Origin of the sequence: Clostridium sp. KNHs205, assembly GCF_000702945.1 — a bacterium.
Lineage (GTDB): Bacteria > Bacillota > Clostridia > Lachnospirales > Lachnospiraceae > Anaerocolumna.
Genome location: NZ_JNLE01000003.1, coordinates 3,118,295 through 3,130,550, shown reverse-complemented (window position 1 = coordinate 3,130,550; position 12,256 = coordinate 3,118,295). Strand labels below are relative to the sequence as shown.

The following is a 12,256-nucleotide window of genomic DNA, read 5'->3' as shown; positions in this document are numbered from 1 at the left end:
AGACTTAATATATCAAGACTTATATATCAAGCTTATATATCAAGACTTATATATCAAGAAATAAAGAGCTGTTTATTAGTTCTGTTTATTGTTATTGCGCTCTTTCATTATTTTCTCAACCACATATTTTACACTTACATGTCCTATGGCCCATACACAAACCATTAGGAGTAGACCTTTGGTATTGAAAACATTCAGATTTAATTTATCAAATATATACACCATAACACAAAAGCCCCAGGCTTCCAACATATAAACTATATAATTCTTCATAATACCTCCATATTTTGCGGGCTGTCCTGTGTGCCCTTGCGATATTTATTGATTTTCTTACAATTTTACAAATCAACATTCAGTTACGCACTTTTCTACTAAATCCAAATAAAAATATTATCTTCCCAGACTTCTGATATTATCAACCGGATACTGCCTAGCAATTGCCATAGCAGGAATCAGTTGAAGTATCGTTACCAAAGCAATAAAAATCAGACCTACTGCCCCATGGAGTTTCCAAGGATATAACCATAACCTGTCTGCTATTACCTGATTTACAAGTTCCTTTAGATTACTCAGCGGAACATCTGATGTCACCGCAGTAACTGTACCTAATAACAGCAGCATGGCGGCACTGGCGACTATTACGGCAGCTGCCCCCTGAATAATACCCTGTAAGAGATATTGTCTTGCAAACTGGCCTTTGGTAACTCCCATGGATTGTAAGATACCAATACGGTTTCTCTCCTGTTCCATTTTTGATACAGAAGTATTATAAAAGGCAATTAATGCTATAACTGATGATATCAATCCCAGTAAGCTTATTATCATGGTATTATTAAGTGCTTCTCCCAGCATTCTTTCACTGCTCTCCCTGTAATTATACAAGGTTAAGCCTTTATTATTGGCAAATGCCAGCAATGCAGCATCCAATACCTCCGGATTCTCTTTATCCTCCGCGGTTATATTCCATAAGGTTCTTCCGTAAGCCGTAGGATACAGAATCTTAATCATTTCCGTCATCTGCTCCAGATTCACCCGGAACAATCCCATCTTGGAATTAGGATACATAACCTCCATACCATCCATAGAACCAATTACTGTGTAGTAAGGGACTAAATCAGAGAAAGGCCAGCTGCCGCCCTCTGGGAAATAGTGAATGATACCGCCTACTTTAACCTTCGCTGTATTAAAGCCGATAATTCTTTCCTCCTCCCCTATCTTTTCCCGATCAGTGGATAAGTACAGGGTATCACCGGGTTTTAATTGGCTTTCTGATTGGTATAGTTCTTTGTATCTCCTGTCCAGGGAAGTATAATATATTTTGTTCTTCTTAAGCAGCCAGGACATTCGTTTGTCCAACCCAACCGCTGCTTTTACCTTCTCATATTCCGTAAGACTGTCAGCAGAAGCCTCTAACTTTCCTTCCTTTGACAGAGGAACCATAAGAATCACTTCTTCCCCTGTCTTAAACTTCTCCCTGTCAACAGTACCTTCTGTAACAGCAGCAAGCAGCTTCTTTCCGCTTTCAGACTCTGTATCTATTCCATAATAATAAGAGTAGTAAGCATCGCTGATATACTCCGGCTGATCAGCCGTTCCGGAAACATATTTACTAAAATGCTCCTGTTTCAGCTCATTTGGAAGTTGATCTTCGAAAGCCTTTAATATAGTATCCTCTTTATAACCCTCATACCAGAATAACAATTTCTTGCCAAACTTGAAGTTCTCAACTGCTTTTACACCCTTTATCTGCATAAGTTCAGCTTTTATATCCGGTAATTTATTCTGATTCTCACCGTACACCGCTCTCATGGTATAATCGGGTCTTCCGTTTTCCTGGACACTATCCCTGTACCTGGAAAAGGAATTATAAGAAAGATAGAGAGAGGCAGTTAGGATACTTATGATAAACACAGAAATTGCAAAAGCCAGTAATCCTCTTCCCCTGTTGTTCTTTAAATAACGAAGTGTTATATGAAAGAAATTCTGTTTCTCCGGTTTTCTTCTTCTCTGCTTCCCATGGTATACGGCTTTGCTATGCTTTTGCTTCTTTACCAGTGTTCCAGTTAACGGTACGTTAACGGCACTGACTGCAGGCAGTAAAACACCGGCAAATAATGATATGCTTCCGACTAATATCCCCAGTAGGAGAAGCTCTGAAGGGATATCAATTACAAGCTTCCCGTTGCCAAACAGTTTCATTCCGCACAATATAAGGATTGACAGCAGGGAACCTCCCAGTACCCCCATCAGAAGTCCTGTTCTCCAAAGATATACTGCTTCCCAGAATAGGATTCGTAACAGCTGTCCTTTTGTGGCACCAATTGATTTTAGCAAAACCAATTTTCGGCTCCTTCTTCTTATCTGGGTTAAAAAGATCTGGAATACAGCACATACAGTTGTGACAAAGATAATACCAAGAACAGCAAAGGTAATCAGGTGTTCTACTGAATTACTGGTATCCGGATAAGTAAAGCTGTTTCTTCTGAAATTAGAGGTAGAATCTTCACTCACTGAATCTTTGGTAAGACCGGTATCCTCCTTGGAAGGCTCCACCTGTATATTACTATAGTATTCTTTAATCTTATCCCTGTCCTCCGGCGTAATAGCTTTCTTGATATTTAACCACACCCTGTTGTATAAGGCTGTCATATCCTCGCTTTCTACTTCTGGGCTGGGATACTTTTCAGCCATCTTACTGACAGTATCAGCAGTAAGATGTTTCAGGTTAAAAAACAGGTCCAGGGGAATCTTATATGCGCTTACATCAATAAAGCTATTATTTCTAAAATCCTCTAACAATCTGTCCCCGGCGGCTTCTGTGACAAAAGCGCTGGGAACACTGTGTCCTCCCAGATCCCACTTATCTGAATAGGTGTTTATAATACCTGTTATCGTAAATTCCTTCTGAAGCACTACCTCCTGATGGATAATAAGTCCTTTCTCTTTTATGGTCTTTTCATCAGAAGGTTCACCTTTTCGAAAGTAAAATACATAATCGGTTGAAACTATTACATTAGTGTCCCCTATCCTCCTGCTCGGATTATCATGATAGCCATATCGTATTAGGGCATCCGGTTCAAAGTATGAATTATAATACTCTGTTTGTAAATTCTTGTTGATTTCCTCGTTTATATTCTTATCTACTGTTACTACCGCAATGTCCAGCAGCAACTTCTGCCCAACCTCAAGTTCCAGTCCCGCACTGCTTAACTGGTTTAATTCTACTGCTATTTCATTATCTGCTTTCGGAAGCTCTCCTTTATAAAGAGAGAAGCCTCCCATCTGGAGAAACTCCCTGCTCATTGTTCCGACAGTACCAAGTTTGGTGGTTCTTCCTATCTCACTGGTAAAGGTGAGGTCCCTGACTTCCTTATCTTTTCTAAGCTTTTTATAAGTAGCTTCATCACCATCCAGATATGCAGCCTGCCAGCTGCCATACAACTGCTTCTTCTGTTCTGTTTTTGTTGCTTCCATGCTGGCCTGAAATATCAGACCTGCTGTTATAAATGCAAAGGACAAGGATACCACCAGCTTTAATAGCAGAGAATCCTTCTTTCTTCCTTTCATACCATTTCTTGCAATCTCTCTTAAATTCATAGCAATACCTCCTATTCAATTGAGGTAATACTGCCGTTACTGATTGTAATAACACGTTCTGCATTGGCGGCTATTTCCATATCATGGGTTACAAGTACCACTGTCTGACCAAATTCTTTCGCAGATTGTTTTAACAGGCGAATCACTTCTTTTCCGGTATTTTCATCCAGGTTGCCTGTTGGTTCATCTGCCAGTAATATGGCAGGCTTTGTAGCAAGTGCCCTTGCTATTGCAACTCTTTGGCGCTCACCGCCTGAGAGTTCATCGGGATAGTAGGGCAGTTTTCCTGTTATATCCAGAGTTTCCAATACTTTATTGAGATACTCTGTGTCTTCTATCCGGTTATCCAGGTGAACCGGCATCAGTATATTTTCAAGTACCGTATGTTCAGACAGCAGATTAAAAGACTGAAAGACAAATCCTATTCTCCTTCTTCTAAGGACTGCAAGTTCCTTTTCTTTTAAATCGAACATGCTCTGCCCTTCCAGATATACTTTTCCGCCTGTCGGTTTGTCCAATCCCCCCAGGATATGTAAAAGAGTGGATTTACCGGAACCACTTTTTCCTATAATTGCATGAAAGACGCCTTTTTCAATTTCTAAATCCGTGGCCTTTAAGGCTTTCGTTTCAAGCTCTCCTTTACCATAGGATCTTTCGGCCTGTACTGTTTTTAATACTCTCTCCACTGTTTAACACTCCTTTTGTTTGATCAGAATTCAAAATGTAAATACATGGGTTAAAAGTAAGAATTTAACACATGTACTAGTTTACATATTTATGGTCTATTTATCAAGTTTTATAAAACAAAATGTTAATTTTTAATCAATCTCTAATAATTCCAGAGTAACCACAATAAAAAACAGCCAGATTAGCACTTACACTATTCTGGCTGTTTTACCTGTATTGGCTTATTTATTTATCACTACCTGACCTATCTTCCAAGACTTCGTATATTCTCAACGGGGTACTGTCTGGCTATTCGTATGGCCGGTATTGCTTGCAGTATTGCTGTAACTGCCACAAACACAAGATTAATACAAAGATGGATTAACCAAGGAAACAACCACAATTTGTCTGCCATCAATGCTTCCATCAGTACAGAAAAACTGCCAATAGAAAGCTTAAGTGTGCCTACGGTAACCAAAAGCAGTACCAGCAGAACTCCCGCATTTGCAAGGGCAGCAGCTGTCACCCCCTGTACCAGGCCCTGCAGCAGGTATTGACAGGTAAACTGATGCCTGGTCACTCCAAGGGCTTGCAGTATTCCGATACGATTCTTCTCCTGCTCCATTTTGGATACTGCCGTATTATAAAAAGCAATGAGTGCTATAACAGAGGTTATCCCTCCCAGTAGAGCAATAATTAATATGTTGTTAAGTGCCTCCGCTAACATCCTCTCGCTGCTTTCTTTATAATTATAAAGGGTAAAGCCATATTTATTTGCAAAGGTAAGCAGGGCAGCATCCAATACTTCCTGATTGTCTTTATCTGAAGCAGTAATGTTCCATAAAGTCCTGCCATAGCTTGAAGGATACAATACCTTAACCATTTCCGTCATTTGCTCGATACCGATTCGAAAGAGTCCCATTTTGGAATTCGGATATAAGGTTTCCATTCCATCCATGGAGCCGATAACCGTATAGCTTCCATTAAGGTTAGAGAAAGGCCATATTCCCTTCTCAGGGAAATAGTATATAATTCCGCCTATTGTAACCTCAGTAGTACGAAATCCGGTTACTCTGCCGGCTTCATCAATTATCTCCTTATCCGTTGAAAGATATATTTTATCTCCGGCTTTCAGAGAAGCTGCCTTATCATATAGCTGCTTATATTTTCTGTCCGTTGAAATATAATAAGCATTATTTTCCTCAAGTACCCACTGAAAACGCTTGTCTACACCCACTGCAGCCTTTATCCTGTTATATCCTGCCATTCCGGAATCTGCACCTGTATCTTCAGTAACCTGTACTTCTCCCTCCTTTACAAGTGGCAGCAGGAGAATTACCTCTTCTCCCGACTTGAATTTCTCCATATCTATGGTACCCTCTTGCACAGCATGGAAGATTGACTGTGCATATTCAGCTTTTGTATCAATGCCGTAATAGTAACTATAATAGGCGCTGCTTATGTACTCCGGCTGACCTGACCTTCCGTTTACATATCTGGAAAAATGCTCCTGCTTTAATTTATCAGGAAGTAATTCCTCAAAGGCCGTAAGCAGCGGATCCTTCTCTATACCTTCATACCAGAATAAGAGGTTTTTGCCGTATTTATAGCTTTCCACTGCCTTAACACCTTTTATGGACTTAAGTTCCTGTTCTATTTCCGGCAGTTTATTCTGATTTTCTCCGTAAATCGCTTTTAATGTATAGTCAGGCCTGCCTGTCTCTATAACAGAATTATTATATCTTTGCCAGGCATTATAAGACAGGTACAAAGTTGCCGATAATATACTGATGATAAACAGGGATATTGCAAAGGAAAGGAGATTTTTTCCTCTGTTATTTTTAAGATAACGCAAGGTAATATGTAAGAAGTTCTGCTTTACAGGTTTTGCATTCTTGCTGCCCTTAGCTTTCCAGACCTTCCCTGAATGCTTTTGCTTCTCTGCCATAGTACCCGTCAGCGGTATATTAACGGCACTTACTGCTGGAAATAAAACGCCGGCAAATAAAGACACCGTGCCAACAGCAATTCCTATTAACAGTAACTTTCCAGGAATAGCAATAGCAATACTGCCATTACCGGTAAGTCTCATAATAGTAAGAATAAGTACAGATAATCCGGTCCCTGAGAGTCCTCCATAGATTAACCCAGTAAACCACAGAAATAAAGCTTCCCAGGCAAGTATTCCGGTCAGCTGCAGTTTCGTAGCTCCAATCGATTTTAGGAGCACAAGCTTTCTGCCTCTGCGCTTTATCTGGGTTAAAAATATCTGAAATACCGCACAAACCGTTGTAACAAATATAATTCCTAGTATTGCATAGGTTATAATATGTGCTACCGAGTTACTGGTATCAGGATAGGTAAAGCTGTTTCTTCGGAAACTGGAAGTGGACCCTTCGGCTTTTGAAAGCTCCGATTTCAAAAGTCCGGAATCTTCGGCGGAAACCTCCCTTGCGGAGCTCTCCGCATTTCCTGCATTATAAAAGTCATTCACCTTCTCAAACTCTGAACTTGATAAACGTCCTGCCAGCTGTCTCCAGATACTGTTTATGTACTCCTGTTCATTTTCTTCCGGTTTCATATCAGGATAACTTTCTTCCAGCTTATCTATGACAGCAGTGTTCAGATTGTGAAGGTTTAAGAAGATATTCATGGAAGGCTTGTAGGAGCTGACATCCACATAGCTGTTGTTGTAGAAGGCATCGCTTAGTTTCTTTCCGGCTTCTACTGTAACAAAAGCATTGGGAACGGCATGCCCGCCCAGGTCCCATTTATCAGAATAGGTATTTAATATACCTGTGATTACAAATTCCTTTTGCATTACGACTTCCCGATGAGTCATAAAACCTTTTGTCTTAATAGTTTGCTCATCAGAGGGCTCACCAGGCTTAAAGTAATATACATAGTCTGTAGATACAATGACATTGATGTCTCCAATCCGTTTATTCGGATTGTCATGGTATCCGTATCGGTTTAAAGTATATCCTTCTTTCATTGCCTGTAATTCTAATTCATAGGCTTGTTGGTCAATATTAATGTCTACAATTGTAGTAACAAAATCCACCAATAACTTCTGTCCGACCTCCAACTCCATTCCCGCATTGCTTAACTGATTCAACTCAACTGCAATCTCATTATCTGCTTTCGGAAACTCACCTTTATACAGTGTAAAATTACCCACTTCTTTCAGTTCCTGGCTTAAAGTTCCAACGCTTCCAAGCTTGCTGGCAGTTCCCAGACTGGTACTGTAAGCGATATCCTTAACCTCTTTCTCCCCTTTGAGACGGTTCAGTGTATTTTCATTTCCGCCCAGATAAGCAGCCTGCCAGCTTCCATAGAGTTCCTTCTTCTGATTAATATCAGTCTGCTCCATACTGGCTTGGAATACCAGGGCAGCTGTAATAAAAGCAAAGGATAAGGATACCACAAGCTTTAACAGCCAGGAATCCTTCCTTCTTCCTTTCATGCCGCTTTTTGCTATTTTCCGTAAGGTCATATCTGCTGTCCTCCCGATGCTATGGAGGTGATTCTGCCGTTGCTGATTGTAATTACACGCTCTGCATTAGCTGCAATATCCATGTCATGGGTTACCAATACCACTGTCTGTCCAAATTCCTTCGCAGATTGCTTTAGCAGCTGTATAACTTCTTTTCCAGTTTTTTCGTCCAGGTTGCCTGTTGGTTCATCTGCCAGTAATATGGCAGGCTTTGTAGCCAGAGCCCTGGCTATTGCAACTCTCTGTCTTTCTCCTCCTGAGAGTTCATCAGGATAATAGGGAAGCTTCGCTGTAATATCCAGAGTTCTAAGTACCTTGTCCAGATACTCCCGGTCTTCTTTCCGATTGTCCAGATGTACGGGCATAAGTATATTTTCATAGACCGTGTGCTCAGATAATAAATTAAAGGACTGGAATACAAAGCCGATCCTTCTTCTGCGAAGTACCGCCAGCTCCTTCTCTTTTAGATCAAACATACTCTGACCTTCCAAATAGACTTTTCCGCCTGTTGGTTTGTCCAATCCTCCAAGGATATGTAAAAGAGTAGATTTCCCCGAACCGCTCTTTCCGATGATTGCATGGAAAATACCCTTCTCAATTTCCAGATCTGTGGGCATTAAAGCTTTTGTCAGCAGCTCACCCTTTCCATAGGCTCTTTCGGCCTGAACTGTTTTTAACACAATCTCCACTATTAGACACTCCTTTTTTCTTCTTTTAAAGACCTGTATCCGGTTCCAGCTGTTTGACCATAGTTATTACCTTTACTCTGGGACTGTTTATGGGACTTGCCAGTTTATTTCAGATACAGGAGTTAAACATATGCTATTAGCTTACAGGAAGATAGTATAATTTTACAAGTTACAAATGTCATATATTTTATGTGATAAGTCATGTTTGTGGACTTTTCTGATATAAGTGTTATAATTTAATGTAATAAGACGTAAATAAGACGTAATAAGTTTGATTTTGTGGCAAAGGGGTGGTTTTTCTCAAGGGGACGGCGAATTGTATATAACAGATAGAACTCATGCTTCAATTCCAAGGTATAAGAAGTCCTAATTCTCTGAATATTTTTGTGCTTGTCATAATGTAAAACAGATAACTCGCTGCGCTCAAACAATCTGTTTTACATTATAGCACAAAATATTCAGAGAAAAGGACTTCTAATACCTTTCCATAGGCGCATTCCTTCTATCTGTTATATACAATTCACCTGTAATCATGTGGAAACAAGGATTTTGAACACTTGTATAAATTTATCAAACAGACCAGAAGTTCCACTGGCCGCATAAGAACTATACAATTCGGAATTTACTGAGTTAAGTAGTTCGATAGAATTAAGGGAGGAAAAATGAATAAAAAAAATTTAATTAGAAATGGTGTTTCAGCAGTTACTTTTGGAGCTTGTTATGCTTTGATTTCATATCTATTTGATAGAACTGTAGATGTTGCTGAAATCGTTGTATCTTCTATCGCATATTTTGTAATTATGAGTCTTCTGTATCTCATTGTACCTAAGCTAAGAAAATAATTGGTCATAACAATTAGAATAACAACTTCCAGTTTGTAGGAGAGTTTTAAGGCTCTCCTACAAAAAATCTCATTTATCAACTATTTGTTGTGATATAGCCTTTTATTTTTAGGTTAAAAGTACTTGAAATCATATGGAAACTGGGGTTTAATAAATCCTGTAACCTACAAATTTATGAAACTGAGGTATATTACCAATGAATCTGATTGAAAAATTGAATGTACTTATAAATGGCAGTAATAACATCGTTTTTTTCGGCGGTGCAGGTGTGTCTACCGAAAGCGGTATTCCGGACTTTCGCAGTGTTGACGGTCTCTATCACTTAAAGTATGATTATCCGCCGGAACAGATCTTAAGCCGCAGCTTTTTTCAGAAGAAGCCTGAGGAATTCTATCGTTTTTATTATGATAAGATGATCTATCAGAATGCTGCTCCCAATATAACCCATAAAAGGCTGGCAGAATTAGAAGCTGCCGGTAAATTAAAGGCTGTGATTACACAAAACATCGATGGGCTCCATCAGTCAGCCGGCAGTAAGAATGTTATAGAACTTCACGGAAGTATCCATAAGAATCATTGCACCAGCTGCGGAACCTTCTATACTTTGGATGAGGTCTTAATGAAAGCTCCCCTTCCCCGCTGTGCTTGCGAAGGTATTATAAAACCCGAAGTCGTTCTGTATGAAGAACCGCTGAAGGACCGGAATATACAGGCTGCCATTAAGGCAATTTCTGAAGCGGATTTACTTCTTATCGGCGGTACTTCCCTCAGTGTTTATCCAGCTGCTGGTTTTATAGATTATTACAAAGGGAATAAACTGGTCCTCATTAATAAATCTGCAACACCGCTGGATTCCAAAGCAGATTTGCTGCTTTCTCTGCCTCTGGGTGAGGTAATGAGTGCATTACTTGTATAAATCGGCAGACAGCTCCATTAAGGTCCTTTCGTCAGTGACAATATAGGAGCTGCCTTCCTTTTTCAGAATGCCTTTATCGCATAATTCTGAAAGTGTACGCAACAAATGTCTGTAGCTGGTTCCCAGCAGCTCTGCAATTTCTGTGAGATTTTCGTGAAAGCAGAGGACTTCTTTGCTTTCGGCATTCCCCTTGCTACTGCTGTTATATTCTATAGAATTGCCACTCTTTCGGTGATTTGTGTTTTCGCTTCTATCCTTTTTCCTGGTTTCTGATTTCTGTACTCTTTCTCCCGTTGTATAGATATAACTTGCCAGACGATTCTCAAGAGGATATAGCAGATTAATGGAACTGTTCTTTGAACAGCGGTTAAGCTTTCCTCCCAGAGAAGTACAGATATATCGCAGGAATTTTGCGTCCTCTAACAGATACCTTCTGACGGCACGATAGGGTATTCCCACACAGTATGTATCTGCAATCGCCTGAACATTGGTCACAGCTTTGACAGAATCCACCGCTTCCAGATCTCCCAGTACCTTAAATCCCTGATAAAAACAAAGGAGCAGAGATTTCCCGTTACTTAGTGAAGTAAATACCTTCGCTTTCCCTTCTGTCAGGAATAACAGATAGGATATCTCCTCCCCCTCTTTTGCCATATATTCGTTTTTCTTAAAGAATAGCAGTTCCATGTGCATTGTCATATCTGCTGTAAATATACTCTTTATATCATACTGCCTGATATATTCTTTCAGGCGTTCTTCATCATTTATCCTTACCATTTTTACTCCTTTTCGAAGGCGTCGGTATAATCACTTTATACTCAATATCTAAATTAATACTAACTGAATATGGATATTATTGCAATTTTTGATTAATTTTATATAATTAAATTATTATGACATATGTCATAGTATATTGCAATTAATATATGGTACATTTATCAGGAAGCGAAATAAAGTACTCAAAAAATCATCATGCATGACGAGTGAGTTATGAGTAAGATGTTACAAGGAGGATATATGAATTATATTATTTCACTTATTGTGGGGGCCCTGACTTCCATCATGATATTCTTTAATGGCAGTTTATCAGAAGGGTATGGCAATACCCTGTCTACTATTCTTATCCATCTGGTAGGACTAATTGCTATTATACTGGTTTCCATTCTGACCCGTTCCAAAATGAAGCTTAAGAAAGGTCTTCCTTTGTATCTATACAGTGCAGGTCTTGTAGGTATTGGAACCGTAATGCTTACTAATATAAGCTATATGAAGCTTGGTGTATCTCTTCCCCTTGCCTTAGGGTTACTGGGGCAGACTATCTTCTCCCTTTTGACGGATCATTTCGGTTTTCTGGGTATGAAGGTTGTAAAAGTAAATCCCAAGAAACTCATCGGCCTTGGGATTATCGGAATCGGTATTTTTATTATGGCATTACAGTAAACAGGAGGAAAAAATTATGTTTATCATCTATTTAGTAATTTCTGTACTGGCAGGTGTTTCCGTTGTTCTTGGCAGAATCCTGAACGCCAAGCTGGCAGAACAAATCGGTACAGTACAGGCAACTGTTATTAATTATGTTGTGGGTATCTTTTTCTCCATTCTTATCTTTTTGTTCCTGGAGAAAGGAATCTCCATATCTGCTCCCACCATTCATATTCCTATCTGGGCATATCTGGGGGGTATATTGGGGGTTGTCATAATAATGGTTTCCAATTACACTACTCCCAGGGTTCCCGCCTTCTATCTTACCCTGTTAGTGTTCTTAGGACAGCTTGCTTTGGGTATTCTGATTGACTGGCTGGTAGCAAAGGAATTTTCTGTGTATAAACTTATCGGTAGTCTTTTCGTAGTATGCGGGTTCACCTATAATCTGCTGTTAGACAGAAAACCGGCGAAAGAAGTTAAATAATACTGTATCATTTTTATGATTATTCCAAAGCATTTTGACTATTCCAGAGCATTTCAAACGATATACTCCCGTACTGCCATGTATATATTTGGCTAAATTATGCCTGATTTATGTGCTGAGGCAAAGCAGCGGAATAAGATG

General features: G+C 39.5%; 10 protein-coding genes. 4 read left to right on the top strand and 6 right to left on the bottom strand.

Annotated elements, in window-relative coordinates:
- Positions 1-75 precede the first annotated feature (75 nt).
- The 5 genes from BR73_RS0112925 to BR73_RS0112905 all read right to left on the bottom strand — a co-directional run bounded on the left by BR73_RS0112925 (position 76) and on the right by BR73_RS0112905 (position 8,448).
- Complete coding sequence (locus BR73_RS0112925) at positions 76-273, bottom strand: hypothetical protein (RefSeq protein WP_033165858.1); 198 nt, start codon at positions 271-273, stop codon at positions 76-78.
- A 117-nt stretch (positions 274-390) separates the two neighbouring features.
- Positions 391-3,597 (bottom strand): FtsX-like permease family protein, encoded by a 3,207-nt coding sequence (locus BR73_RS0112920; protein ID WP_033165857.1) that lies wholly within the window; start codon positions 3,595-3,597, stop codon positions 391-393.
- Between the two features lie 11 nt (positions 3,598-3,608).
- Complete coding sequence (locus tag BR73_RS0112915) at positions 3,609-4,283, bottom strand: ABC transporter ATP-binding protein (RefSeq protein ID WP_033165856.1); 675 nt, start codon at positions 4,281-4,283, stop codon at positions 3,609-3,611.
- Positions 4,284-4,528: 245 nt separating this feature from the next.
- Positions 4,529-7,759 carry an ABC transporter permease gene (locus tag BR73_RS0112910; RefSeq protein ID WP_033165855.1) on the bottom strand — a complete coding sequence of 1,077 codons (3,231 nt, stop codon included), beginning with the start codon at positions 7,757-7,759 and terminating at the stop codon, positions 4,529-4,531.
- Positions 7,756-8,448 carry an ABC transporter ATP-binding protein gene (locus BR73_RS0112905; RefSeq protein WP_033165854.1) on the bottom strand — a complete coding sequence of 231 codons (693 nt, stop codon included), beginning with the start codon at positions 8,446-8,448 and terminating at the stop codon, positions 7,756-7,758. Before BR73_RS0112905 ends, BR73_RS0112910 begins: the two co-directional genes overlap by 4 nt.
- A gap of 662 nt (positions 8,449-9,110) precedes the next feature.
- Between BR73_RS0112905 and BR73_RS0112900 the strand changes: the two genes are divergently transcribed.
- Both BR73_RS0112900 and BR73_RS0112895 read left to right on the top strand, forming a co-directional pair.
- Positions 9,111-9,290, top strand: coding sequence for a hypothetical protein (locus tag BR73_RS0112900; protein ID WP_033165853.1), 180 nt, complete (start codon positions 9,111-9,113; stop codon positions 9,288-9,290).
- A 196-nt stretch (positions 9,291-9,486) separates the two neighbouring features.
- On the top strand, positions 9,487-10,206 hold the full coding sequence (locus BR73_RS0112895; RefSeq protein WP_033165852.1) for an NAD-dependent protein deacylase: 720 nt from the start codon (positions 9,487-9,489) through the stop codon (positions 10,204-10,206).
- On the opposite strand, the gene BR73_RS0112890 is transcribed toward BR73_RS0112895, so the two are convergent.
- Positions 10,195-10,983, bottom strand: coding sequence for a cyclic nucleotide-binding domain-containing protein (locus BR73_RS0112890; RefSeq protein WP_033165851.1), 789 nt, complete (start codon positions 10,981-10,983; stop codon positions 10,195-10,197). The two genes, BR73_RS0112895 and BR73_RS0112890, sit on opposite strands and share 12 nt — an antisense overlap.
- 240 nt (positions 10,984-11,223) lie before the next feature.
- Here BR73_RS0112890 and BR73_RS0112885 point away from each other — a divergent pair, with 240 nt between their 5' ends.
- Together BR73_RS0112885 and BR73_RS0112880 are read left to right on the top strand one after the other, a co-directional pair.
- Positions 11,224-11,646: a DMT family transporter gene (locus BR73_RS0112885; RefSeq protein WP_033165850.1), complete on the top strand. Its 423-nt coding sequence runs from the start codon at positions 11,224-11,226 to the stop codon at positions 11,644-11,646.
- A gap of 16 nt (positions 11,647-11,662) precedes the next feature.
- On the top strand, positions 11,663-12,115 hold the full coding sequence (locus BR73_RS0112880; protein ID WP_242860669.1) for a DMT family transporter: 453 nt from the start codon (positions 11,663-11,665) through the stop codon (positions 12,113-12,115).
- Positions 12,116-12,256 lie beyond the last annotated feature (141 nt).

Excerpts from the sequence above, each read along its gene's own strand:
- BR73_RS0112925 (WP_033165858.1), bottom strand. The coding sequence starts at position 273 with ATGAAGAATTATATAGTTTATATGTTGGAAGCCTGGGGCTTTTGTGTT.
- BR73_RS0112920 (WP_033165857.1), bottom strand. The coding sequence starts at position 3,597 with ATGAATTTAAGAGAGATTGCAAGAAATGGTATGAAAGGAAGAAAGAAG.
- BR73_RS0112910 (WP_033165855.1), bottom strand. The coding sequence starts at position 7,759 with ATGACCTTACGGAAAATAGCAAAAAGCGGCATGAAAGGAAGAAGGAAG.
- BR73_RS0112900 (WP_033165853.1), top strand. The coding sequence starts at position 9,111 with ATGAATAAAAAAAATTTAATTAGAAATGGTGTTTCAGCAGTTACTTTT.
- BR73_RS0112895 (WP_033165852.1), top strand. The coding sequence starts at position 9,487 with ATGAATCTGATTGAAAAATTGAATGTACTTATAAATGGCAGTAATAAC.
- BR73_RS0112890 (WP_033165851.1), bottom strand. The coding sequence starts at position 10,983 with ATGGTAAGGATAAATGATGAAGAACGCCTGAAAGAATATATCAGGCAG.
- BR73_RS0112885 (WP_033165850.1), top strand. The coding sequence starts at position 11,224 with ATGAATTATATTATTTCACTTATTGTGGGGGCCCTGACTTCCATCATG.
- BR73_RS0112880 (WP_242860669.1), top strand. The coding sequence starts at position 11,663 with ATGTTTATCATCTATTTAGTAATTTCTGTACTGGCAGGTGTTTCCGTT.